Here is a 23,485-nt window from a genome sequence, read left to right as displayed (position 1 = left end):
TTAGAGGGCTTTCCCACGGTTGCCATGCTGGCTGACAAAGGCCTGTACGGCTTTAAGGTCATTGGCCAAAACGGTGTAACGCTCTTCTCGCTCGAACAAGTCGGAAAGGTGAGCAGGAAGCTCCAGAGCTTTTCCTACACCCGCTTTCTCAACAGCCTCTGGGAACTTGACCGGATGCGCCGTCCCCAGAATAACCATCGGGATATCCAGGCTGCGACGGCACTCACGGGCCGCCTTCACGCCAATGGCGGTGTGCGGGTCGAGTACTTCGCCGGTTTCAGCGAACACCTGGGCGATGGTGTCGCAGGTTTGCTCGTCGTTGACCGCCAACGAGTCGAACAGACGGCGAGCTTCAGTCCAGCGATCGTCTTCCACGCTGAAAGTGCCGGTTTGCTTGAACGCGTCCATCAGGCCCGCAACTGCGGCGCCATTGCGACCATGCAGGTCGAACAGCAGGCGTTCGAAGTTCGACGACACCATGATGTCCATGGACGGCGACAGGGTCGCGTGCAGGGTCTCTTTGGCGTACTGGTTGCCGCTCATGAAGCGGTGCAGGATGTCGTTGCGGTTGGTGGCTACGATCAACTGATTGATCGGCAAACCCATGTTGCGCGCCAGGTAACCGGCGAAAATATCGCCAAAGTTACCGGTCGGCACCGAGAACGACACTGAACGGTGCGGGCCGCCCAGTTGCAGGGCTGCGTGGAAGTAGTAAACGATCTGGGCCATGATGCGTGCCCAGTTGATCGAGTTCACGGCCACCAGGCGTGTGCCCTTGAGGAAGCCCTGGTCAGCAAAGCTGGCCTTGACCATTTCCTGGCAGTCATCGAAGTTGCCTTCGATGGCGAGGTTGTGGATGTTGTCGCCAAACAGAGTGGTCATTTGACGACGCTGTACTTCCGACACCCGGTTATTCGGGTGCAGGATGAAAATATCCACGTTCTCACAGTGCTTGCAGCCTTCGATGGCCGCCGAGCCGGTATCGCCCGACGTTGCGCCAACAATGACCACGCGCTCGCCACGCTTGGCCAGCACGTAATCCAGCAAACGCCCCAGCAATTGCAGGGCAAAGTCCTTGAACGCCAGCGTAGGGCCGTGGAACAGCTCAAGTACCCACTCGTTGCCATTGAGCTGACGCAGCGGTGCAACCGCGCTGTGAGCAAAGGCGCCGTAGGTTTCTTGCAGGATTTTTTTGAAATCGGCATCAGGAATGCTGCCGGTGACAAACGGGCGCATCACCCGGAATGCCAACTCGTGGTACGGCAGGCCTGCCCAGGAAGCGATTTCTTCCTGAGTGAAACGCGGCAGGTTCTCCGGCACGTACAGACCGCCATCGCTGGCCAGACCGGCCAACAGGACATCTTCAAAATTCAGGGCCGGTGCCTGGCCACGGGTACTGATATAGCGCATTTTTTTCAAACCTTCGGCTTGAGCGGCAAGCGGTTTAGCTCCAAGCCACAAGTAAAAGCAGAGTTGCCTTTAGCTTGCAGCTTGCAGCTTGAAACTTGCCGCTCTCAATTAATTGAGACTTTCTACGCGGATGCGAACGACCGGACCTACAACACCTTGCAACGCTTCAAGCGCAGTGATGGCGTCGTTGATGTGCTGCTCGATAACACGGTGAGTCAGCAGAATCATTGGCACCAGACCGTCATGCTCTTCGGCTTCTTTCTGCATGATCGATTCGATATTGATACCGCGCTCCGACAAGATGCTGGCCACTTGAGCCAGGACGCCCGGATGGTCTTTGGCCTGGATGCGCAGGTAGTAAGCACTTTCACACGCTTCGATCGGCAGGATCGGGTGAGCAGACAGTGCGTCCGGCTGGAAGGCCAGGTGCGGCACGCGGTTCTCCGGGTCGGAGGTCATGGCGCGCACCACGTCGACCAGGTCAGCTACCACCGAGGAGGCGGTCGGTTCCATACCGGCGCCCGCGCCGTAGAACAGGGTCGAACCTGCCGCGTCACCATTGACCATCACCGCGTTCATCACGCCATTGACGTTGGCGATCAGGCGATCAGCCGGGATCAGGGTCGGGTGAACCCGCAGCTCGATGCCGCTGGCCGTACTGCGCGCAACGCCCAGGTGCTTGATGCGGTAGCCCAGGGCTTCTGCGTAGTTCACGTCAGCCGTGGTCAGCTTGGTGATGCCCTCGGTGTAGGCTTTGTCGAATTGCAGCGGAATGCCGAAGGCAATCGACGCCAGAATCGTCAGTTTGTGCGCCGCATCTATACCTTCAACGTCGAACGTCGGGTCTGCTTCGGCATAGCCCAACGCTTGCGCTTCGGCCAGCACGTCTTCAAACGTACGGCCCTTTTCGCGCATTTCGGTGAGGATGAAGTTACCGGTACCGTTGATGATGCCCGCTACCCAGTTGATGCGGTTGGCCGACAAGCCTTCACGAATCGCCTTGATCACCGGAATACCACCGGCAACCGCCGCTTCGAACGCAACGATCACGCCCTTTTCCTGAGCCTTGGCGAAGATCTCGTTACCGTGCACAGCAATCAGCGCCTTGTTGGCGGTGACCACGTGCTTGCCGTTTTCAATGGCTTTGAGCACCAGTTCACGGGCGATGGTGTAACCACCAATCAGCTCGATAACGATGTCAATTTCAGGGTTGGTGGCTACAGCGAAAACATCGTTGGTAATGGGGGTACCGGTAATGTCGCACTGAGGGTTTGGCGTACGCAGAGCAATTTGCGCAACCTGGATGCCACGCCCGGCACGGCGGGCAATCTCCTCGGCGTTACGCTTTAGTACGTTAAAGGTACCGCCACCGACGGTCCCGAGCCCACAGATACCTACTTTGACCGGATTCACGCTGAACTCCCCATAAAACGGCCGACTCAAGGTCGGCCGTGGAAAACAACCGTGGACTGCCACGGTTCTCTATTAATAGCCGGGCAACTGAAGTGCCCGGCCATGATCGTTACCGGCTTAGCGTAACGACGCAGGATTATTTAACACTGAGTGCCAGCTTGCCAACCTGCGCAGCAGGCTGATAACCCGGAATCACCTGGCCATCGGCAAGCACGATGGCCGGTGTGCCGTTGACCCCGATCGACTGCCCCAGGGCAAATTGCTTGGCAACCGGGTTGGCGCATTTCGGCGCGTTGACGGTTTTGCCGTCGGTCATCTTGTCCATGGCGCTTTTCTTGTCCGTGGAACACCAGACCGCCTGCAGCTGTTGGTCACCCGGCGAGCCCAGGCCCTGGCGCGGGAACGCAACATAGCGCACTTCGATCCCCATTTTGTTCAGTTCGGGGATTTCGGCGTGCAATTTATGGCAATACGGGCAGGTGGTGTCGGTGAAGACGGTGATATGCGACTTGGTTTCACCGACCGCAGGGTAAACGACGGTTTCGGCCACCGGAATACCATTGATCAGTTTGGCAACGCCATCACGCTCAGCCTTTTCGGTGAGGTTGACCGGCTTGCCGTCCTTGAGCTGGAACATGTAGCCCTGCACGATGAACTGGCCATCGGCGCTGGCATACAGCACGCGGCTGCCCTTGAGCTTGACTTCATACAGGCCCGCCATCGGGCTTGCGCTGATGCTCTCGATCGGAACATCCAGTTGCAGCGTATCAAGGCTTTTGCGAATGGCTTGTTCGGCGCCGGTGTCGGCGAAAGAAAACGTACTGACCAACGCAATGGCTGCGGCGGCAAAAATCTGGGTCACGCGCATGGGAACTCCTGAAGGCGGACAAACGGCCAAGCCTGATACCACGGTGTAAAAACGGGTTTTGGCGGCTCGCTTTCGAAACCGGCAAAGCCTACCACAGATGGCTTGCCGGGCCGACGATCAACTGACGTCCAGCTAGCCTCGCGGATGGTGCTGGGCATGCAGATCTTGCAAGCGGGCGCGGGCTACGTGGGTGTAGATCTGCGTGGTGGACAGGTCGCTGTGCCCCAGCAGCATCTGCACCACGCGCAAATCAGCGCCATGGTTGAGCAAATGAGTGGCAAAGGCGTGCCGCAACGTGTGCGGGGACAGCGATTTTTCGATCCCGGCCACCATGGCCTGATGCTTGATGCGATGCCAGAAGGTCTGGCGAGTCATTTGCTCACCGCGCAGGCTGGGGAACAGCACATCGCTGGGGCGACCATTCAACAACTCGGCACGGCCGTCGCGCAGGTAGCGCTCAACCCAGACTATCGCCTCCTCGCCCATCGGCACCAGCCGCTCCTTGCTGCCCTTGCCCATCACCCGCAGCACGCCCTGGCGCAGGTTCACTTGTTCCAGCGTCAGACTGACCAGCTCGGTCACCCGCAACCCACAGGCATACAGGACTTCGAGCATGGCGCGGTCACGCTGGCCGATGGCTTCACTCAGGTCTGGCGCGGCGAGCAAGGCTTCTACGTCTGCTTCTGACAGTGACTTGGGCAAAGGCCGACCTAACTGCGGCATATCGACCTGCAAGGTCGGGTCAACGGCTATGAGCTTTTCACGCAAGAGATAGCGATAGAAACCCCGTGCACCGGACAAAAAGCGTGCAGTCGAGCGCGGCTTGTACGCCTGGTCAAGGCGCCAGGCCAGATGGTCGAGGATCAACTCGCGCCCGGCATCGATCAATTCGATACCGCGCTCCTGCAGCCAGCCATTGAACAGCGCCAGGTCGCTGCGATAAGCATCGCGGGTGTTGTCCGACAGGCCTTTTTCCAGCCACAGGGCATCCAGAAAACGGTCGATAAGCGGGTTGTCGATGGCAGGCATTGGCACTCGTACAGCACGGCCAGAGAGCCGCGCATAAATAAAATGTGAATTGAAAAAGCGGCCGCTAGTCTTTCATAGGCAGCCTGCGCGATAAACCATCAGTTTTTACGGGACTACGTATGACCGAACAACAGATTTTGCTGTCTTTCGGCGGTATCGGCCTTGCCGCACTGGCATCCCAGTGGCTGGCCTGGCGGCTCAAGCTGCCGGCCATCCTGTTTTTGCTGCTGACCGGTATCTTGGTAGGCCCCGTACTGGGCTGGCTCGACCCGCAGGCGCTGTTCGGCCCGCTGCTGATGCCGCTGGTTTCGCTGGCGGTGGCGTTGATTCTGTTTGAGGGCAGCCTGACCTTGCACCTGTCCGAATGGCGTGAGATCGGCAGCGTGGTGCACCGTTTGGTGACCATCGGCGCCCTCGCCACCTGGGCTGTGATCACCCTGGCTACCCATTGGCTGCTGGGCTTTGACTGGCTGCTGGCCCTGTTGTTCGGCACCCTGACCTTGGTCACCGGGCCGACCGTGATTGTACCGATGCTGCGGGTGGTACGGCCCAAAGCGTCGATTGCCAACATCCTGCGCTGGGAAGGCATCGTTATTGACCCGATTGGCGCCCTGCTCGCCGTGGTGGTTTACAGCTTTATCATCGCCCGCGCCAGCGACAACGGCCTGAGCCAAAGCTTGCTGACGTTTGCCGGGGTCATCCTCTGCGGCAGCCTGTTTGGCATTATCGGCGGCTGGATCATGGGCCAGATCGTGCGCAAGCAATGGCTGCCGGAATACCTGCAAAGCCTGGCAACACTGGCCGGGGTGCTGGGGGTATTTATTGCGGCCAACCAGGTGATGCACGAGTCCGGGCTGCTGGCGGTCACGCTCATGGGCATGTGGATGGCCAACATGAAGGGCGTCGATGTGCGCAACATCCTGCACTTCAAAGAAAACCTCAGTGTGTTTCTGATTTCAGGCCTGTTTATTCTGCTGGCCGCACGCCTGGACTTGCACGCCATGATCGGCCTGGGGCCTGTGGTGCTGGTTTTGCTGTTGATTATTCAGTTGGTTGCCCGCCCTTTGAACGTACTGCTGTCCACGGCGGGCTCAAAGCTCAACTGGCGCGAACGCGCCTTGCTGGCCTGGATCGCGCCGCGCGGGATTGTCGCAGCGGCCGTGTCGGCGATTTTCGCGATCCGGCTCAACGAGGCGGGCCATGAAGGCGCGCTGTTACTGGTGCCGCTGACCTTCGCGGTGATCATTGGCACTGTGGTGCTGCAAAGTGCAACAGCACGGCCACTGGCACGTCTGCTCAAGGTCGCAGAACCGCCCCCCAGCGGTTTTTTGATCGTCGGCGCCAACGGCCCGGCCCGGGTCATCGGCAAAGCCCTGCAACAACAAGGCAGCCACGTGGTGCTCACCGACTCCAACTGGGAGAACATCCGTGCTGCGCGCATGGACAACTTGCCCACTTACTTTGGTAATCCGGCCTCACAGCATGCCGAGACACATCTGGATCTGGTGGGGCTTGGGCATTTACTTGCCTTGTCGGCGTCTGGCGAGCTGAACACCTTGGCGGCGGTGCGTTTCGCCCATGAATTTGGCCCACGCCGGGTGTTTGCGCTGGCCAACGGCCAGGAACACCGCCGTTCTGACAAACACCGCGCCAGCCATGAATACCGTGGCCTCGCGCTGGGCAATCCGGCGCTGACCTACGGGCAATTAGCCAGCGAACTGAGCCAGGGCGCCGAGATGTACAGCACCACCCTGACCGACAACTTCACCTGGGAGGATTACCTGAAGCTGCACGGCAAACGCGCCACCCTGCTGTTCGCCCGTGACAGCACGGGCTGGGTGCATGTGGTGACGCCCGAAAGCGAATTGAAACCGGGCGCAGGGTGGACATTGCTGGCGTTGATCAGGCAGGACGCCTGAATGGATTACGGCTGCTACGCAACCGATCGCAGCCTCGTACCTCGTCAGCGACTACATAATCTGTAGGAGCGAGCTTGTCTCGCGATCTTTTGATCGTGCCTTGACGTGCCGGGCTTAATACCCCGGCAACACCGGCACAGGACGCTTGGCATCGTCGATGGCGACAAAACTGAACAAGCCCTGGATCGCCAGTTCACGACCATCACTGCTCATGCTCTCGACATACACTTCAACTTCAACCTTGAGGCTGGTATTGCCCACTTTCACGACACGACCAATCAACTCAACAATCGAACCCGCCGCGATCGGATGGTTGAAGTCGATACGGTCGGTGGAAACGGTCACTAACGGCAAACGGCAGAAACGAGTCGCAGCGATGAACGACACTTCGTCCATCCAGGCCAGCGCTGTGCCGCCAAACAAGGTGTTGTGGTGATTGGTGGTCGAAGGGAATACCGCTTTGGTAATGCTGGTGACGGATAAATCTGTACGACGTTGGATCTCTTGCTCGCGCGAAGTCATGCTTTTTACTACCCACAACTGGACAAAGGTCTGACAAATTTCAGGCAACAAAAAAGCAGCCCGAAGGCTGCTTTTTTCTGCATCGGGAAGCTGGACTTAAGCCAGTTTTTCCTTGATGCGAGCTGCTTTACCGGACAGGTCACGCAGGTAGTACAGCTTGGCTTTACGAACGTCACCGCGACGCTTCACAGCCATGCTGTCGATTTGCGGGCTGTAGGTCTGGAAAGTACGCTCTACGCCAACACCGTTGGAGATTTTACGAACAGTGAAAGCACTGTTCACACCACGGTTACGCTTGGCAATCACTACACCTTCGAAAGCTTGCAGACGCGAACGGTCGCCTTCCTTCACTTTCACCTGAACGACAATGGTGTCGCCCGGGGCAAAGGTAGGGATCTCTTTGGTCATCTGCTCTGCTTCGAGTGCAAGGATGATTTTGTTAGTCATGCTGTGCTCCTAAGGTAGATCGTCTGGATCTACCATCGATACGTTGTTAACTATCGTCCCGCTCGCGGATATATTCCTCAAGCAGCTTCTTCTCTTCTCCAGAAAGCGAGCGGCTTTCCAGAAGATCGGCGCGTCGTTCAAAGGTCCGCCCAAGGGACTGCTGTAAACGCCAACGCCGGATGTGTGCATGATTGCCACTTAGCAATACGTCGGGAACACGCTGATCCGCATACACCTCCGGTCGGGTGTAGTGCGGGCAATCCAGCAGACCGTCCGTGAAGGAGTCTTCCTCCGCGGAGTCCACATGCCCTAAAGCTCCGGGCAGCAGTCGTGTAACCGCATCAATCAGAACCATCGCCGGCAGCTCGCCACCGGAAAGTACATAGTCACCAATCGACCACTCTTCATCGACATAAGCGTCTATAAAACGCTCGTCAATGCCTTCATAACGACCTGCAATGAGGATTAATGCTTCCTCATTCGCCAGTTCGCGTACCGCCGACTGATTAAGCTGGCGGCCTTGGGGCGACAGGTAAATTACCTTCGCCGCCTCTCCGGCTGCTTCTCTGGCCTGAACCAGCGCATCTTCCAGAGGCTTGATCTTCATCACCATGCCCGGACCACCGCCAAATGGGCGATCGTCCACAGTGTGATGCCGGTCCGTTGTGTAGTCCCGCGGATTCCAACAGGTGAGCTGCAAGAGCCCTTGTTTCACCGCGCGACTGGTGATGCCATAGTCGCTGATGGCGGAAAACATTTCGGGAAACAAACTGATCACTTCTACGCGTAATTTAGCCACGCTTAGAAGTCCGCATCCCAATCCACCTTCATCTCGCCGGCTACCAGGTCGACGTTCAACACGCATTGCTCTGTATAGGGCAATAAGCGATCACGGTCATCCAGGCTACCTGGGCAAGGTTTGACGTACATCACATCGTTAGAGCCAGTCTCTAGCAGGTGATCGATTTTCCCGAGCAATTGCCCTTCTGTATCGATGACCTTGAGGCCTTCAAGCTCGTACCAGTAGTACTCACCGTCGGTCAGTTCAGGGAACAGGCTGCGTGGCACGCAGATTTCGAATTCGCGAAGAAGACCTGCTTCATCACGGTCATCGAGACCCTTGATCTTCACAACCAGAAACTTGCCGTTCTGGGAACGACCACTGACCAGCTCTACCTGCCGCACATCAGCACCACGCCGAAGCGTGACTTTTTTGTAATCGAGCAGGTTGTCAATTGGATCCGTAAAGGAATACACCTTCACTTCGCCGCGCACGCCATGAATCGAAAAAATCTTGCCGATAACGATCAAATCATCAGCAGTTTCAGGCGTCACGCTCATATTGCTCAGGCCGCAGCCTTAGCATTGACCTTCACAAGCTGAGCTACACGCTCAGACATTTGTGCACCAACGCCCAACCAGTAAGCGAGACGGTCTTCTTTAACGGAGAAACGAACTTCCTGACCACGGGCAACCGGGTTGAAGAAGCCAATTTGTTCCTTGTGGGAACCGTCACGTGGGTTACGGCTGTCGGTAACGGTCAAGTGGTAAAACGGGCGCTTTTTGGAGCCGCCAAGGGCAAGACGGATTGTTAGCATGTGAACATCGTTCCTGTAGTCGGTGCTGCAAATCTAAATGCACAGCGGGCATAGGTGCCCGAAAGGCCGCATATTCTAAGGAATATCCGGACTTTTGCAAATGTCTTTTTCAGGCGCCTATGGGCCTGCGATGTAGATTTGCCATAAGGCCGCCACGAATGGCGACAGGTCAGCTCCCGCACAACGCGGGTTTGCCGGGTGTCTCGCAAGGTTGCGAGTTACCCGCACGCACGCGTGCGGGCGGGTAATTTACATTTTTGGCATGCCGCCGCCGGGCAACATTGAGCCCATGCCGCGCATCATTTTGGCCATTCCGCCTTTGGCAGAGAATTTTTTCATCATCTTTTGCATCTGTTTGTGCTGCTTGATCAAGCGGCCGATGTCCTGCACCTGAGTGCCGGAACCCATGGCAATACGGCGTTTGCGCGAACCGCTGATCAGGTCAGGGTCACGACGCTCGGCCGGCGTCATGGAGTTGATGATGGCTTCCATTTGCTTGAACTGCTTTTCAGCTGCGCCCTGGGCATTGCCCATTTGCGCCAGATTGACACCGCCCATGTTCGGCAGTTTGTCCATGAGGCCGCCAAGGCCGCCCATGTTCTTCATCTGTTGCAGTTGGTCGCGGAAGTCTTCGAGGTCGAAGCCTTTACCTTTTTTAAGCTTTTTAGCCAGTTTGTCGGCTTTGTCTTTATCGAGCGTCTGTTCAGCTTGCTCGATCAGGCTGAGCACGTCGCCCATGCCCAGAATGCGCGAGGCAATACGGTCCGGGTGGAACGGCTCGAGCGCGTCGCTCTTCTCGCCCATACCGATGAACTTGATCGGCTTGCCGGTGATCGAGCGCACGGACAACGCCGCACCGCCTCGGGCATCACCGTCGACCTTGGTCAGGATCACACCGGTCAGCGGCAGCGCATCACCAAAGGCCTTGGCGGTGTTGGCCGCGTCCTGGCCGGTCATGGCGTCGACCACGAACAGGGTTTCGACCGGCTTGACCGCCGCGTGCAGCTCCTGGATCTCGGCCATCATCTCGGCGTCGATGTGCAGACGACCGGCGGTGTCGACGATCACGACATCGATGAATTTGAGCTTGGCTTCATTAATAGCCGCTTGCGCGATGGCCACTGGCTTCTGGCTGATATCGGACGGGAAGAACGTAACGCCCACTTCGCCCGCTAGGGTTTCCAGCTGTTTAATGGCCGCCGGACGGTAGACGTCGGCCGACACCACCATCACGGTTTTCTTTTTGCGCTCTTTAAGGAAGCGCGCCAGCTTGCCGGCTGTAGTGGTTTTACCCGCACCCTGCAAACCGGCCATCAGAACCACGGCAGGCGGCGCAACATTGAGGAGCAGGTCCTCGTTGGCAGAGCCCATCAGGCTTTCGAGTTCGGCCTGGACGATTTTTACAAACGCCTGACCCGGCGTCAGGCTGCGCGACACTTCGGTGCCGACCGCGCGCTCTTTGACCGAGTTGACGAAGTCTTTGACCACTGGCAAAGCCACGTCGGCTTCCAGCAACGCCATGCGCACTTCACGCAGGGTGTCTTTAATATTGTCTTCGGTCAGCTTGGCCTTGCCGGTGACATGGCGCAGCGTCTGCGAGAGACGATCGGTTAAATTTTCAAACATGCGCGATCCTTTCAGGCCCAAAGTAGACCGGGGTAATTGCGGCCCAGCCCGTGTAAAACTGATGCTCGGCGAGCCTGCGGCGTGGGCAGGTCGCGGATTATAGCGAAGACTGGCCGCCGCGCACACCTTGGCGTCGCGTATGTGGTCTTTCGTGTACGGCCGGTTGTATGCCAAACTCAGCCCTTTCGGGCTTGCCTAACAGGATTTATGCTCCCCTTGTCACCCAGCTTGCTACCCAGCCTCGCCGCCGCCTGCTTATATGCCGCTGCGACCTTTTATCAAGGCAAATGCCTGCGCCAGGGCGCCAAGGCCAACAAACGCCTGTTGGTAACGCTCGGCATTCTTGCCGTCATCGCCCACGCCGCGAGCCTGTTTACCCATTTGCTGACACCGGCAGGCCTTGAGCTGGACTTTTTCAGCGCCGCGAGCCTGATTGCCGTGGCGGTGATCATCGTGACGCTGGTGGCCTGCGCCCGCATCCCGGTCGAGAACCTGCTGCTACTGCTGTATCCGTTGGGGATATTCACTGTACTGATGTCGCAGTTCGCCCCCGCCGGCACTGTTCAGGTGGTCGATGAAGAGCCGGGGATCCTGCTGCACATCCTGCTGTCGATTCTGGCGTATGGCATGTTCACGATTGCCGTGTTCCAGGCTTTGCTGCTGTCCTTGCAGAATTACCAGCTCAAACACAAGCACCCCAAGGGCCTGATCAAAAACTTCCCGCCGCTGCAAACCATGGAAAGCTTGCTGTTTGGCTTCCTGTGGGCGGGCTGGTCGCTGCTGTCACTGTCGCTGATTTCTGGCTGGGTGTTCCTGGGCAACCTGTTTGCCCAGCATCTGGTGCACAAGACCCTGCTGGCTTGCCTGGCCTGGATTGTCTTTAGCGTATTGCTGTGGGGGCGTAACCGCCTCGGCTGGCGCGGGCACAAAGCCATCCGCTGGACGCTTGCCGGTTTCTGCCTGTTAATGCTGGCCTACTTTGGCAGCAAACTGGTCCGTGAATACATTCTGCATATCTGACGGCGATGAATATGGATAGCTTGCCCCACGGTCCAGTGCTTGCAGTGTTGGCCCTGCTGTTTCTCGGCTTAGGCTTCTTTATTGGCAAAACGTCGCGCAAGACCGGCGCCAAGGCGCACCGCGACGCGCCGCAGCAGTCGCCCAGCGAAGTCCCGACCCGCGACGCCGAGCCCTCCAACAGCCGCCCCGGCCTGCTGTCGGGCATTCAGGCGCTGGACAACATCACCGTCAACGACATCCTGATTCCGCGCAGCGAAGTCGAAGGCCTGAACCTCGATGACCCGATCGAAGACCTGATCGAGCAATTGCGCCTGACCAAACGCACGCGCCTGCCGGTGTTTCACAACGACATCAATCAGGTCGAAGCCATCCTCAATACCCGGCACATCCAGCACATGCTGCCCGATGCCAGCCTGACCAAAGAAGCCTTGCTGGCGGTCTGCCACGAACCGTACTTCGTTCCCGAAAGCACCCCGCTGCAACTGCAACTGCTCAACTTTCATAAGCAGCAGCGCCGCATCGGCGTGGTGGTCGACGAATACGGTGAAGTGCTCGGCATTGTCACCCTGGAAGACATTCTCGAAGAGATCGTCGGCGAATTCGAAAACGAGCAAGACCTCGATAACCCGCACATTGAGCCGCTCCCCGATGGTCGCTATGTAGTCGATGGCGCCGCCAGCCTGCGCGAGCTGAATAAAAGCCTGGGCTGGCACTTGCCCAGCGATGGCCCGAAAACCCTCAACGGGCTGATCACCGAAGCGCTGGAAACCATCCCCGAAAGCACCGTGTGCCTGAAGATCGGCCACTACCGCCTGGAAATCCTCGCCACCGAAGATAACCGCGTCAGCCGTGTGCTGATCTGGCACGACAGCGTCAAGCTCGCGGCCTGATCGCCATGTAAGGCCTTGTTACATTCGATTTGGCCTCCCTATAATCAAAGCGCTTATCCAAGCCCCGCCGACACGCGTGCTACCCGCACCCTGCGCTGTCAGCGGGTGGCTGCACGTTCGATCAGCGCTTGTTCCCATCCCGAACCGCGTTTACACCCAGCCTCAGGGCTTAACGACCATAACAATTGCTCCGGCATATCCAGCCGCCAAGGCGGATAGCGACCACGAGCTCATAACTGTCAGGGATATGCGCATGACCTCCAGCACCACTTACAGCGAAGCCTCGCCTGATAAACCGGCCAATTCCGCGGCCCGCGTTGCCACGGCCAGCTTTATTGGCACGGCCATCGAGTTCTATGACTTTTATGTCTATGCCACGGCGGCAGCATTGGTCATTGGCCCGGTATTTTTCCCGCAAACGTCCGGCACCGCACAAATGCTGTCGGCCTTTCTGACCTTCGGTATCGCCTTTCTCGCTCGCCCGCTGGGCTCATTCCTGTTTGGCCACTTTGGGGACCGGGTCGGGCGCAAATCCACGCTGGTGGCGTCCCTGCTGCTGATGGGCGTGTGTACCACTTTGATCGGCGTGTTGCCGGGCTACGCCACCATTGGCGCCTGGGCCCCGATCCTGCTGTGCGTGCTGCGCTTCGGCCAAGGCCTGGGGTTAGGCGGCGAATGGGGCGGCGCGGCCTTGCTGGCTACCGAAAACGCGCCAAAAGGCAAGCGCGCCTGGTTCGGCATGTTCCCGCAATTAGGCCCGTCGATTGGCTTTCTGGCCGCTAACGGCCTGTTCCTGATACTGGCCATGTCCCTCAGCGACGAGCAGTTCCGCTCGTGGGGCTGGCGGATTCCGTTCCTGTTGAGCGCCGCACTGGTGATGGTCGGCCTGTATGTGCGCCTGAAGCTGGAAGAAACCCCGGTGTTCGCCAAAGCCGTGGCGCAACACGAACGGGTGAAAATGCCGATCGTCGAGCTCTTTGCGCAGTATTGGGCACCGATGCTGCTGGGCGCCGCCTCGATGGTGGTGTGTTATGCGCTGTTTTACATCTCCACGGTGTTTTCGCTGAGCTATGGCGTGGCAACCCTGGGCTACACCCGCGAAACGTTCCTGGGCCTGCTGTGCTTTGCCGTGCTGTTTATGGCCGCCGCGACGCCGCTGTCGGCCTGGGCCAGCGATCGTTACGGGCGCAAGCCGGTGTTGGTGGTCGGTGGCGTGCTGGCGATTCTGTCCGGCTTTTTGATGGAACCGCTGCTCACCCACGGCACTACGTGGGGCGTGGCGCTGTTCTTGTGCATTGAGCTGTTTTTGATGGGCGTGACCTTTGCTCCCATGGGCGCCCTGCTTCCGGAACTGTTTCCGACCCGCGTGCGTTACACCGGCGCATCTGCGGCCTATAACCTTGGCGGGATTGTCGGCGCATCGGCCGCACCGTTCTTCGCCCAGAAGCTGGTGGCGATGGGCGGTTTGAGCTGGGTGGGCGGGTATGTCTCGGGCGCAGCGGTGCTCAGCTTGATCGCTGTGCTGTGCCTGAAGGAAACCAGAGAAGCGGACCTGAACAAGGTCGCATAACGACTGTAGGAGCGAGCTTGCCTCGCGATCTTTTAAAGCTCAAAAGATCGCGAGACGAGCTCGCTCCTACAGGTCGGGTTACAGCTCTACAACAACCGCTTGGGCGGCGCGGGTGGCTTTGGCGCGGGCCGCTTCAATCGACTCGTCACGGGCCAGGGCAACGCCCATGCGGCGCTGGCCATTGACTTGCGGCTTGCCAAACAAACGCAGCGCGGTGTCCGGCTCGCTCAGGGCGGCGCCGAGGTTGGCGAATGCGGTCTGGGTCGACTGGCCTTCTACCAGAATCACGGCCGACGCCGATGGGCCGAATTGACGGATCAACGGAATCGGCAAGCCCAGAATGGCGCGGGCGTGCAGTGCAAACTGCGACAAGTCTTGCGAGATCAGGGTCACCAGACCGGTGTCATGGGGGCGCGGCGACACTTCGCTGAACCACACCTGATCGCCTTTGATAAACAGCTCAACGCCAAACAGACCACGCCCGCCCAGTGCTTCAGTCACCGCTTTGGCGACGCGCTCGGACTCAGCCAGAGCGATCGGGCTCATGGCCTGTGGCTGCCAGGATTCCTGATAATCGCCCTTCTCTTGACGATGGCCGACCGGCGCACAGAAAGTTGTGCCGCCTACGTGACGCACGGTAAGCAAGGTGATTTCGTAATCGAAGTCGATGAAGCCTTCGATAATGACCCGGCCTTTGCCCGCCCGACCGCCTTCTTGCGCGTAGTCCCAGGCCTTTTGCACGTCGTCAGCGCTGCGCAGCAGGCTTTGGCCTTTGCCCGACGAACTCATCACCGGTTTGACAACGCACGGGAAGCCCAAGTCTTCGACCGCTTTGCTGTAGTCCTCGAAGGTGTCAGCGAAGTGGTACGGCGAGGTAGGCAAGTCCAGCTCTTCAGCGGCCAGGCGGCGGATGCCTTCGCGGTTCATGGTCAGCGAGGTGGCACGCGCGGTTGGGATCACGGTAAAGCCTTCGGCTTCCAGCTCGACCAGCGTCGCAGTGGCGATGGCTTCGATTTCCGGAACGATGAAGTGCGGCTTTTCCAGCTCGATGACGGCACGCAGCGCGGCGCCGTCGAGCATGTTGATCACGTGGCTGCGGTGCGCAACCTGCATGGCCGGGGCATTGGCATAGCGATCAACGGCGATCACTTCAACGCCCAAGCGCTGCAATTCGATGACGACTTCTTTACCCAGCTCGCCGCAGCCACACAGCAATACGCGGGTCGCGGTCGGCGACAGTGGAGTTCCGATACGGGTCATTTCAGGTCCTCAAGGAAGCAAATCATCGAAGGCGCGTGCAACGCTCGCGCCTGCCGGGAAGAAAGGCCAGCATTTTACATGATCCAGCGTGTCAGGCTTTAGCTTGGTTGGCTTTGCGCAACCGCCAGGCCATGGCCAGCCAGACACAGGTCACACCGGCAAATTTTGAAGCCATCGCGGTGATGATCACGCCGGGGGTAAAGGCGTCGATCATGCCGAAGAAGATAAAGGTATCAATCGGGATGCTCAGCGCCGAGCTGATCCACAGGCGATCATGCAGCGGGCGCTTGGTGATGCTGAACACCAGCCAGTCTATGCATTCGGACACCGCAAAGGCGGTGGCACTGGCCAGGGCAATCGAGGGATCGGAGGTGATATAGGACAACACCAGCGCGACCAGCATGGCTATCAACGCGCCATGACCGAAGCGCGTTTGCACCATGTCGCGCAACACAAAGACCAGCCCACCCCAGGCTGACCAGATGATGTCCAGGTGCGGCGCCGAGGAGAACGCGTAGTTGATCAGCACAACGCTGGCGATGTAAGCGATTAGAAACAGCATGGTTGCGGGTGGCACCTCAAATTAAGGCGCACAGGGTACTTGAGTCATGCATTTTTTTGTAGGAGCGAGCTTGCCTCGCGATCTTTTAGACGATCAAAAGATCGCGAGGCAAGCTCGCTCCTACACGTTCAGGATTGGTTGCCCAACACCCACATCACGCCGCTGGATTTGGCCCGCTCATGACACAAGGCCAGCACTTCGCGGCGCTCGGGGTTGGTCATGCGGCTCCAACGGGTGATTTCAGCCACGGTGCGCTGGCAGCCGGTGCAGATGTCATCGTCGTCCAGTGCGCAAATGCTCACGCACGGTGAGGCGACCGGGCGCTCGGCGTCACTCATCGTCTTGCACCGCCAGGTCGCGGGCATAGCGCTGGCCGTTTTTCACATAGCTGGCCGCGCTGGCTTCGAGCATTTTTTTCTGTTCTTCGGTCAGCTCACGCACCACTTTGCCCGGTGAGCCCATGACCAGCGAACCGTCCGGGATCTCCTTGCCCTCGCCGATCAGCGAGTTGGCGCCGATGATGCAGTGTTTGCCGATTTTAGCGCCGTTGAGGATGACCGCATTAATGCCAATCAGGCTGTAATCGCCCACGGTGCAGCCGTGCAACATGGCGTTATGGCCAATGGTCACGCCGGTGCCCAAGGTCAGCGGGTAGCCCATGTCGGTGTGCATCACCGCGCCGTCCTGCACGTTGCTGTGCTTGCCAATCAGGATGAGTTCGTTATCGCCGCGCAACACAGCGTTAAACCAGACACTGGCGCCCTCTTCCAGACGGACCTTGCCGATCAGGGTGGCATTGGGGGCCGCCCAACTGTCGGGATGTGTGTCGACACGGGAATCGCCCAAGCGATATTTCATACTGATGTCCTCAAGGCAGGCGTGGCTGTCTGCAGACAGCTCTATACATTGATAAAACGTTCAGGCGGGGTGTGCAGACTGATGTTGACGTCGTCGTACAGCAGGTTCATCAACTCAACGATCATGATCGCCGACAGGCCCCAGATCTTGTAAACACCAAAACGGTAACTGGGCACATACCAACTGCGCCCCTGGTAATCGATACGGTGGGTGTGCTCGCGCGGGTCCTGGCGGAAGAAATCCAGCGGCACGCTGAACACCGCCGCGATTTCGGCATCGTTAGCCAGATACTCGACGTAATCCGGGACCAGCCCCACATAAGGCGTGACACGGATACCGTGCAATGAGACCAAAGGGCTGAGAGGCCCGACGACCTCGACCAGCCCCGGCGGCAAACCGATTTCTTCTTCGGCTTCACGCAGGGCAGTAAACACCAGGTCCGGGTCTTCGGTGTCGCGGCGCCCACCCGGAAAAGCCACTTCACCGCCGTGAGTCGACAACCCGCTGGCACGCAGGGTCAAAATCAGTTCAGGCTTGTCACTGCGCGTCACCGGCAACAGTACCGCGGCCTCCGGAAAGCTGCGGTCTGTTTCCAGCGTCCGTGGGGTGTAGCGACTCATACGGCTAAGTAGCTCATCCAGCATAGGTCATCTCGATCCGTCACTTATCGGGCATCATGCACCAAATTGCCCAAGGCACCCAAGCCCCAGACTGTCGCAGGGCACAAAGTGGGGCTTGCCGTAAATTCGTCTCAGCCCCAAGATAGGCGCCACAGCGCGAGAGCACAGCATGAAATTTTGCAGTCAGTGCGGCAACTCTGTCAGCCAACATATCCCGCAGGGCGATTCGCGCCTGCGTTATGTCTGCGACCACTGCCACACGATTCATTACCAGAACCCGAATATTGTCGCCGGCTGCCTGCCCACCTGGGGCACGCAAGTGCTGCTGTGCCGTCGCGCCATCGAACCGCGCAAAGGCTTCTGGACACTGCCCGCAGGCTTTATGGAAAACGGCGAAACAGTCGAACAGGCCGCCCGCCGCGAAACCCTCGAAGAAGCGTGCGCCCAGGTTCAGCAGTTGGCGATCTACACGCTGATTGATGTACCCCACATTAATCAGGTGCATATTTTCTACCGCGCCCAATTGCAAAGCCCCGACTTTGCCGCCGGTGAAGAAAGCCTCGAAGTGCGGCTGTTTGATGAGGCCGATATCCCTTGGTCCGAGTTAGCTTTTCGCACTGTGAGCCGTACCCTAGAATGCTTTTTTTCTGATCGCCCGACACAGGCTTACCCTGTGCGCAGCGAGGCGGTACCGCCGCTGCCAGAGTTGATAACACCCCCACAATAATGATGTTCGCCTTGTACCTCAGGAATACCTCCCTAATGCGCTGGTTGCTTGCTGCACTTTGCCTGTCGTTTGCCGTTACTTGCCAAGCCGCTGTAGTCATGACTATCAACGGTAAGCCCGTCGACAAAGAACAGGTGCTTAAACCACCCCAAGCGTCACAACGGACCAGTGCCAGCAAATCGGTCGACAAGATCCTGGTGATCAAGTCTGCGCGCAGACTCGAGCTGATCAGCGATGGAAAAGTGATCAGAAGCTATCGCATCTCGTTGGGCAAACAGCCGAAAGGGCCAAAATTACAGGAAGGCGACAAGCGCACCCCCGAAGGGCTGTACTGGGTGGATTGGCGCAAGCGCAGCGACAAGTTCAACCTGGCCATGCACATCAACTACCCCAACATCAGCGATGCCGCCAAGGCTCGGCGTGAAGGGGTGAATCCGGGTTCGATGATCATGATTCACGGCACGCCAGACTCGGAAGACAACCCCGAAGAGCTGTTCCACACGCTGGACTGGACCGATGGCTGCATCGCCATGAAAAACTACGAAATGCGCGAAGTCTGGAACATGGTCAAAGACGGCACGATGGTTGAGATACGCCCTTAACCTGCAAAAACGCCGCGCACTAAAAAGCCCGCTGCCCCCCATAAGGGCCAGCGGGCTTTTTACTGCAGCGCCGGGTTAGATATCAGCCAGGCGCCACACGTCGTATGCAGGTGTTTCATACGGGTGGCTGTGCTTGAGCGCAGCCACCACGGCTTGAATCAACTCATCTGCCACGACCAGCTCAACTTTCCATTCGCCGACATACTCGACCTGACCGGTTTGCCCGATAAACGGCTGACTGCCGTCCAGCGCTCGAAACTGGCCCTGCCCCATGGTCTGCCAGGCGCAGTGGTCATAGCTGCCGATGCGACCGCCACCGGCGGCGAATACGGCATCTTTGACCACGTCAACATGGCTTGGCGGAACGAAAAAGCTGAGCTTGTACATAAGCGAACACTCTGTTGAACATGCCTGGAAACCTGTGGGAGCCTGGCTTGCCAGCGATGTAGTCAACACGGTTTCTGTTAAACCGCGTCGATGCCATCGCGAGCAAGCCCGCTCCCACAAGGGATATGCGTCTAGCGGGCATTGAACTTCAAAATGCCTTAATCGACCCAGACGCGAGCGTTACGGAACATGCGCAACCATGGCGCATCTTCGTTCCACTCTTCAGGACGCCACGAGTTCTGTACGGCGCGGAACACACGCTCAGGGTGCGGCATCATGATCGTCACACGGCCATCACGGCTGGTGAGGCCGGTAATACCGCGCGGCGAGCCGTTCGGGTTGGCCGGGTAGTTCTCGGTGACCTTGCCGTGGTTGTCGACGAAACGCAGGGCAACGGTGCCCGACAGATCGGCTTGCAACAGCGCTTCAGGGCTGGCGAACTCCGCGTGGCCTTCACCGTGAGCGATGGCGATTGGCATGCGCGAACCGGCCATGCCCTGCAGGAAGATCGAGTTCGACTCTTGCACTTGAACCATGGCAACACGGGCTTCGAACTGCTCGGAGCGGTTACGCACGAAGTGCGGCCACAACTCGCTGCCCGGAATCAGTTCGCTGAGGTTGGACATCATCTGGCAACCGTTGCACACACCCAGGCTGAAGCTGTCGGTACGCTCGAAGAAGCCCTGGAACGCATCACGTGCGCGGGCGTTGAACAAGGCCGACTTGGCCCAGCCTTCGCCGGCACCCAGTACGTCGCCGTAAGAGAAACCACCGCACGCTACCAGACCCTTGAACTCGTTCAGGTCGACACGGCCGGCCAGAATGTCGCTCATGTGCACGTCGATCGCGTTGAAACCGGCACGGTCAAACGCCGCTGCCATTTCAACCTGACCGTTAACGCCCTGCTCACGCAGAACGGCAACTTGTGGGCGAATGCCTTTTTTGATGTACGGCGCGCTGATGTTGGCGTTGACGTCAAAGCTCAACTGAGCGGTCAGGCCCGGGTTGTCTTCTTCCAGCAGCACGTCGAATTCTTGCTGTGCGCAGTCTGCGTTGTCACGCATACGCTGGATCTGGAAGCTGGTTTCAGCCCACTGGCGCTGCAATTCTCCGCGCTGGCCAACAAACACTTTGTCACCGTGGAAGCTGATGGTGACTTCGCTGTTATTCAGCGGCTGACCAATCACGTCCACGCATTCACCCAGACCGGCCGCGCTGAACTGTGCGAGCACGTCAGCGGTAGCGTCCTGGCGAACCTGGATCACGGCACCCAGCTCTTCGTTGAACAGCACGGCCGGCAATTGACCAACGCTGTCGGCCAGGCAATCGAGGATCAGGTTCAGACCGCAGTGACCGGCAAACGCCATTTCCATCACAGTGGTCAGCAAACCACCGTCAGAACGGTCGTGGTAAGCCAGCAGGTGGCCATCAGCGTTCAGACCTTGAATTACGGCGAAGAAGGCCTTGAGGTCTTCTGCGTCATCAACGTCCGGGGCCTGCTTACCAAGCTTGCCGTAGGTCTGGGCCAGGATCGAAGCGCCCATACGGTTTTGGCCACGGCCCAGGTCGATCAGGATCAGATCGGTCAGGCCTTTGTCCATGCGCAGTTCTGGGGTCAGGGTGCGGCGAACATCGAGCACCGGGGCGAAACCGGTGACGATCAGCGACAGCGGCGAGGTCACGCTCTTGTCGGTGCCTTCATCGTTCCAGCGGGTTTGCATCGACATCGAGTCTTTGCCCACCGGAATGGTGATGCCCAGCTCAGGGCACAGCTCCATGCCAACCGCTTTCACGGTGTCGTACAGACGCGCGTCTTCACCTGGGTGGCCAGCCGCCGACATCCAGTTAGCGGACAGTTTGATGTCAGAGATTTTGCCAATTCGCGAGGCCGCGATGTTGGTCAGGGTTTCACCGATGGCCATGCGGCCCGATGCCGGAGCATCCAGCAGTGCCAGCGGAGTCCGCTCGCCCATGGCCATGGCTTCGCCGGTGTACACGTCAAAGCTGGTCGCGGTAACGGCAACGTCTGCCACCGGCACCTGCCACGGGCCGACCATTTGATCACGGGCAACCAGGCCGGTGATGGTACGGTCACCGATGGTGATCAGGAAGCTCTTGCTGGCGACTGCCGGGTGGTGCAGAACGCGCTCGATGCACTCGCCCACGTTCAGCGCCGCCGGATCGAAGTCATCGCCCAGTTCAGCTTCACGTACCACCGAACGGTGCATGCGTGGCGCCTTGCCCAGCAACACTTCCAGTGGCATGTCTACCGGGCTGTTGCCGAAATGGCTGTCGGTAACGGTCAGTTGTGGTTCGGCAGTTGCCTCGCCCACCACGGCAAACGGGCAACGCTCACGCTCGCAGATGGCCTGGAAGCGCTCGAAGTCTTCAGCGCTGACTGCCAGAACGTAACGTTCCTGGGATTCGTTACTCCAGATTTCGTGCGGGGCCATGCCCGGCTCGTCGTTTGGAATGTTGCGCAGTTCGAAACGGCCACCACGGTCGCCGTCGTTGACCAGCTCAGGGAAGGCGTTGGACAAACCGCCCGCACCCACGTCGTGGATGAAGCTGATCGGGTTTTTGTCACCCAGTTGCCAGCAACGGTCGATCACTTCCTGGCAGCGGCGTTCCATTTCCGGGTTTTCGCGCTGTACCGAAGCGAAGTCCAGGTCGGCCGAGCTTGCGCCAGTAGCCATAGACGAGGCAGCACCGCCGCCCAGGCCGATCAACATGGCCGGGCCACCCAGCACGATCAGCTTGGCGCCAACGGTGATTTCGGCTTTTTGTACGTGTTCGGCGCGGATGTTGCCCATACCGCCCGCCAACATGATCGGCTTGTGGTAACCGCGCACTTCATCACCGTGCGGGGTGGTGATGGACTGCTCGAAGGTACGGAAGTAACCGGTCAGGGCCGGACGGCCGAACTCGTTGTTGAACGCCGCGCCACCCAGCGGGCCTTCAATCATGATGTCCAGCGCCGTCACGATGCGCTCTGGCTTGCCATACGGCACTTCCCACGGCTGGGTAAAGCCCGGGATTTGCAGGTTGGACACAGTAAAGCCGGTCAGGCCTGCCTTTGGCTTGGCACCACGGCCGGTTGCACCTTCGTCACGAATTTCGCCACCGGAACCGGTCGCTGCACCCGGGAACGGGGCAATGGCGGTTGGGTGGTTGTGCGTTTCAACCTTCATCAGGATGTGCACAGGCTCCTGCACCGCGCCGTACTGGCGGGTTTCAGGGTTCGGGAAGAAACGCCCGCCAACGCTACCGACGATCACCGATGCGTTGTCTTTATAAGCCGACAGAACGCCTTCGCTGTGCATCACGTAGGTGTTTTTGATCATGCCAAACAGGCTTTTTTCCTGGCTTTGGCCGTCGATGTCCCAGCTGGCGTTGAAGATCTTGTGGCGGCAATGCTCGGAGTTCGCCTGGGCAAACATCATCAGTTCGATGTCGTGCGGGTTGCGGCCCAGACCATTGAACGCATTGACCAGGTAGTCGATTTCGTCTTCAGCCAGCGCCAGGCCCAACTCGACGTTGGCTTTTTCCAGCGCGGCGCGACCGCCACCCAGCACATCAATGGCGGTCAGCGGCTTTGGCTCGGCATGGCTGAACAGACCGGCGGCCTGCTCCAGGTCGCCCAGTACGATTTGGGTCATGCGGTCATGCAGAACCGATGCAATCAGCTCGGCATCGGCGTCGCTGAACTGACCGGCCACATAGAAAGCAATACCGCGTTCCAGGCGCTGGATTTTCGCCAGGCCACAGTTACGGGCAATATCGCTGGCCTTGCTCGACCAAGGAGAAATGGTGCCAAACCGCGGCAACACCAAAAACAGTCGGCCATTTGGCTCTTGGACCGGCACGCTTGGGCCGTACTTCAGGAGACGAGCCAGTACCTGCTGTTCATCGCTGGTCAGATCACCGGTGACATCGGCAAAGTGGGCGAACTCAGCATACAAACCACTGACAGCCGGAACCTTGAGGCTCAGTTGTGCAAGGAGTTTGCTGTGGCGAAAGGCAGAAAGGGCAGGAGCGCCGCGCAGGATCAACATCTTCGGGACAGCCTCGGGAGGGGTGTGCTTTGAGGCCCGGCATTCTAGCCTAAACCTTCGGTCACGGCACCCGAAACGGCACACTAGACGTACGCCAAACGT

At 58.8% G+C, this 23,485-nt stretch carries 22 protein-coding genes and 1 pseudogene; 6 read left to right on the top strand and 17 right to left on the bottom strand.

All coding sequences use genetic code 11. The features are described from left to right. The 4 genes from thrC to xerD form a co-directional block, all read right to left on the bottom strand. Entirely contained in the window at positions 1–1,410 is a 1,410-nt protein-coding gene (gene thrC, locus GHO32_RS05520) for a threonine synthase (protein ID WP_153326133.1), read from the bottom strand. A 108-nt stretch (positions 1,411–1,518) separates the two neighbouring features. Further along, the gene (locus GHO32_RS05515; RefSeq protein ID WP_048390998.1) at positions 1,519–2,823 is read right to left on the bottom strand and encodes a homoserine dehydrogenase; all 1,305 of its coding nucleotides are present in this window, start codon (positions 2,821–2,823) and stop codon (positions 1,519–1,521) included. 136 nt (positions 2,824–2,959) lie between these two features. Continuing rightward, a complete protein-coding gene (locus GHO32_RS05510; RefSeq protein ID WP_048368169.1) occupies positions 2,960–3,691 on the bottom strand; it encodes a thioredoxin fold domain-containing protein in 732 nt (243 codons plus the stop codon). A gap of 132 nt (positions 3,692–3,823) precedes the next feature. Continuing rightward, positions 3,824–4,720, bottom strand: a complete 897-nt coding sequence (xerD, locus tag GHO32_RS05505; protein WP_048368170.1) for a site-specific tyrosine recombinase XerD — start codon at positions 4,718–4,720, stop codon at positions 3,824–3,826. Positions 4,721–4,839: 119 nt separating this feature from the next. Here xerD and GHO32_RS05500 point away from each other — a divergent pair, with 119 nt between their 5' ends. Further along, positions 4,840–6,639, top strand: coding sequence for a sodium:proton antiporter (locus tag GHO32_RS05500; protein WP_153333421.1), 1,800 nt, complete (start codon positions 4,840–4,842; stop codon positions 6,637–6,639). Positions 6,640–6,753: 114 nt separating this feature from the next. Here GHO32_RS05500 and GHO32_RS05495 read toward each other — a convergent pair whose 3' ends face one another. From GHO32_RS05495 to ffh, 6 genes are all read right to left on the bottom strand, one after another. Continuing rightward, positions 6,754–7,161 (bottom strand): acyl-CoA thioesterase, encoded by a 408-nt coding sequence (locus tag GHO32_RS05495; RefSeq protein WP_048368173.1) that lies wholly within the window; start codon positions 7,159–7,161, stop codon positions 6,754–6,756. A gap of 96 nt (positions 7,162–7,257) precedes the next feature. Next, positions 7,258–7,608 (bottom strand): 50S ribosomal protein L19, encoded by a 351-nt coding sequence (gene rplS / locus GHO32_RS05490; RefSeq protein ID WP_003175895.1) that lies wholly within the window; start codon positions 7,606–7,608, stop codon positions 7,258–7,260. A gap of 46 nt (positions 7,609–7,654) precedes the next feature. Further along, the gene (gene trmD, locus GHO32_RS05485) at positions 7,655–8,407 is read right to left on the bottom strand and encodes a tRNA (guanosine(37)-N1)-methyltransferase TrmD (RefSeq protein ID WP_048368174.1); all 753 of its coding nucleotides are present in this window, start codon (positions 8,405–8,407) and stop codon (positions 7,655–7,657) included. A 2-nt stretch (positions 8,408–8,409) separates the two neighbouring features. After that, the gene (gene rimM / locus GHO32_RS05480) at positions 8,410–8,949 is read right to left on the bottom strand and encodes a ribosome maturation factor RimM (RefSeq protein ID WP_048368176.1); all 540 of its coding nucleotides are present in this window, start codon (positions 8,947–8,949) and stop codon (positions 8,410–8,412) included. A 5-nt stretch (positions 8,950–8,954) separates the two neighbouring features. Then, positions 8,955–9,206, bottom strand: coding sequence for a 30S ribosomal protein S16 (gene rpsP / locus GHO32_RS05475; RefSeq protein ID WP_048368177.1), 252 nt, complete (start codon positions 9,204–9,206; stop codon positions 8,955–8,957). A gap of 249 nt (positions 9,207–9,455) precedes the next feature. Further along, positions 9,456–10,832: a signal recognition particle protein gene (ffh, locus tag GHO32_RS05470; protein WP_153333423.1), complete on the bottom strand. Its 1,377-nt coding sequence runs from the start codon at positions 10,830–10,832 to the stop codon at positions 9,456–9,458. A gap of 207 nt (positions 10,833–11,039) precedes the next feature. Here ffh and GHO32_RS05465 point away from each other — a divergent pair, with 207 nt between their 5' ends. From GHO32_RS05465 to GHO32_RS05455, 3 genes and pseudogenes are all read left to right on the top strand, one after another. Next, complete coding sequence (locus GHO32_RS05465) at positions 11,040–11,852, top strand: inner membrane protein YpjD (protein WP_048368180.1); 813 nt, start codon at positions 11,040–11,042, stop codon at positions 11,850–11,852. Positions 11,853–12,037: 185 nt separating this feature from the next. Next, positions 12,038–12,742: pseudogene (locus GHO32_RS05460) on the top strand (transporter associated domain-containing protein); the annotation flags it as partial. A gap of 253 nt (positions 12,743–12,995) precedes the next feature. After that, positions 12,996–14,312 (top strand): MFS transporter, encoded by a 1,317-nt coding sequence (locus GHO32_RS05455; protein ID WP_153333427.1) that lies wholly within the window; start codon positions 12,996–12,998, stop codon positions 14,310–14,312. A 78-nt stretch (positions 14,313–14,390) separates the two neighbouring features. Here GHO32_RS05455 and purT read toward each other — a convergent pair whose 3' ends face one another. The 5 genes from purT to GHO32_RS05430 all read right to left on the bottom strand — a co-directional run bounded on the left by purT (position 14,391) and on the right by GHO32_RS05430 (position 17,636). Further along, positions 14,391–15,572, bottom strand: coding sequence for a formate-dependent phosphoribosylglycinamide formyltransferase (purT, locus tag GHO32_RS05450; RefSeq protein WP_153333429.1), 1,182 nt, complete (start codon positions 15,570–15,572; stop codon positions 14,391–14,393). Between the two features lie 91 nt (positions 15,573–15,663). Further along, positions 15,664–16,134, bottom strand: a complete 471-nt coding sequence (locus GHO32_RS05445; RefSeq protein ID WP_048368183.1) for a VUT family protein — start codon at positions 16,132–16,134, stop codon at positions 15,664–15,666. Positions 16,135–16,262: 128 nt separating this feature from the next. After that, complete coding sequence (locus tag GHO32_RS05440) at positions 16,263–16,472, bottom strand: DUF1289 domain-containing protein (RefSeq protein ID WP_123749687.1); 210 nt, start codon at positions 16,470–16,472, stop codon at positions 16,263–16,265. Further along, the gene (locus GHO32_RS05435; RefSeq protein ID WP_123749686.1) at positions 16,465–16,992 is read right to left on the bottom strand and encodes a gamma carbonic anhydrase family protein; all 528 of its coding nucleotides are present in this window, start codon (positions 16,990–16,992) and stop codon (positions 16,465–16,467) included. The genes GHO32_RS05440 and GHO32_RS05435 overlap by 8 nt, the downstream gene beginning before the upstream one ends. Before the next feature lie 41 nt (positions 16,993–17,033). Then, positions 17,034–17,636, bottom strand: a complete 603-nt coding sequence (locus GHO32_RS05430) for a CoA pyrophosphatase (protein WP_153442788.1) — start codon at positions 17,634–17,636, stop codon at positions 17,034–17,036. A gap of 145 nt (positions 17,637–17,781) precedes the next feature. On the opposite strand from GHO32_RS05430, the gene GHO32_RS05425 reads away from it, so the two are divergent. Both GHO32_RS05425 and GHO32_RS05420 read left to right on the top strand, forming a co-directional pair. Then, on the top strand, positions 17,782–18,339 hold the full coding sequence (locus tag GHO32_RS05425) for an NUDIX hydrolase (RefSeq protein WP_048368188.1): 558 nt from the start codon (positions 17,782–17,784) through the stop codon (positions 18,337–18,339). A 35-nt stretch (positions 18,340–18,374) separates the two neighbouring features. Then, complete coding sequence (locus tag GHO32_RS05420) at positions 18,375–18,941, top strand: murein L,D-transpeptidase family protein (protein ID WP_153333431.1); 567 nt, start codon at positions 18,375–18,377, stop codon at positions 18,939–18,941. A 75-nt stretch (positions 18,942–19,016) separates the two neighbouring features. Here GHO32_RS05420 and GHO32_RS05415 read toward each other — a convergent pair whose 3' ends face one another. Both GHO32_RS05415 and purL read right to left on the bottom strand, forming a co-directional pair. Then, positions 19,017–19,328, bottom strand: a complete 312-nt coding sequence (locus tag GHO32_RS05415; RefSeq protein ID WP_153333433.1) for a YqfO family protein — start codon at positions 19,326–19,328, stop codon at positions 19,017–19,019. A 158-nt stretch (positions 19,329–19,486) separates the two neighbouring features. Further along, entirely contained in the window at positions 19,487–23,383 is a 3,897-nt protein-coding gene (gene purL, locus GHO32_RS05410; protein WP_048368191.1) for a phosphoribosylformylglycinamidine synthase, read from the bottom strand. Between the last annotated feature and the right edge of the window lie 102 nt (positions 23,384–23,485).

Source organism: Pseudomonas sp. FSL R10-2189 (assembly GCF_009600325.1).
Classification (GTDB): Bacteria; Pseudomonadota; Gammaproteobacteria; order Pseudomonadales; family Pseudomonadaceae; genus Aquipseudomonas; species Aquipseudomonas helleri.
This window is presented reverse-complemented; position numbering and strand designations above follow the sequence as displayed.

Coding starts and splice junctions, on each gene's coding strand:
- GHO32_RS05440 (WP_123749687.1), bottom strand. CDS start 16,472: ATGAGTGACGCCGAGCGCCCGGTCGCCTCACCGTGCGTGAGCATTTGC.
- GHO32_RS05445 (WP_048368183.1), bottom strand. CDS start 16,134: ATGCTGTTTCTAATCGCTTACATCGCCAGCGTTGTGCTGATCAACTAC.
- purL (WP_048368191.1), bottom strand. CDS start 23,383: ATGTTGATCCTGCGCGGCGCTCCTGCCCTTTCTGCCTTTCGCCACAGC.
- thrC (WP_153326133.1), bottom strand. CDS start 1,410: ATGCGCTATATCAGTACCCGTGGCCAGGCACCGGCCCTGAATTTTGAA.
- GHO32_RS05425 (WP_048368188.1), top strand. CDS start 17,782: ATGAAATTTTGCAGTCAGTGCGGCAACTCTGTCAGCCAACATATCCCG.
- GHO32_RS05430 (WP_153442788.1), bottom strand. CDS start 17,636: ATGCTGGATGAGCTACTTAGCCGTATGAGTCGCTACACCCCACGGACG.
- xerD (WP_048368170.1), bottom strand. CDS start 4,720: ATGCCTGCCATCGACAACCCGCTTATCGACCGTTTTCTGGATGCCCTG.
- GHO32_RS05465 (WP_048368180.1), top strand. CDS start 11,040: ATGCTCCCCTTGTCACCCAGCTTGCTACCCAGCCTCGCCGCCGCCTGC.
- GHO32_RS05495 (WP_048368173.1), bottom strand. CDS start 7,161: ATGACTTCGCGCGAGCAAGAGATCCAACGTCGTACAGATTTATCCGTC.
- purT (WP_153333429.1), bottom strand. CDS start 15,572: ATGACCCGTATCGGAACTCCACTGTCGCCGACCGCGACCCGCGTATTG.
- GHO32_RS05455 (WP_153333427.1), top strand. CDS start 12,996: ATGACCTCCAGCACCACTTACAGCGAAGCCTCGCCTGATAAACCGGCC.
- GHO32_RS05435 (WP_123749686.1), bottom strand. CDS start 16,992: ATGAAATATCGCTTGGGCGATTCCCGTGTCGACACACATCCCGACAGT.
- GHO32_RS05420 (WP_153333431.1), top strand. CDS start 18,375: ATGCGCTGGTTGCTTGCTGCACTTTGCCTGTCGTTTGCCGTTACTTGC.
- rplS (WP_003175895.1), bottom strand. CDS start 7,608: ATGACTAACAAAATCATCCTTGCACTCGAAGCAGAGCAGATGACCAAA.
- GHO32_RS05510 (WP_048368169.1), bottom strand. CDS start 3,691: ATGCGCGTGACCCAGATTTTTGCCGCCGCAGCCATTGCGTTGGTCAGT.
- GHO32_RS05415 (WP_153333433.1), bottom strand. CDS start 19,328: ATGTACAAGCTCAGCTTTTTCGTTCCGCCAAGCCATGTTGACGTGGTC.
- ffh (WP_153333423.1), bottom strand. CDS start 10,832: ATGTTTGAAAATTTAACCGATCGTCTCTCGCAGACGCTGCGCCATGTC.
- rpsP (WP_048368177.1), bottom strand. CDS start 9,206: ATGCTAACAATCCGTCTTGCCCTTGGCGGCTCCAAAAAGCGCCCGTTT.
- rimM (WP_048368176.1), bottom strand. CDS start 8,949: ATGAGCGTGACGCCTGAAACTGCTGATGATTTGATCGTTATCGGCAAG.
- GHO32_RS05500 (WP_153333421.1), top strand. CDS start 4,840: ATGACCGAACAACAGATTTTGCTGTCTTTCGGCGGTATCGGCCTTGCC.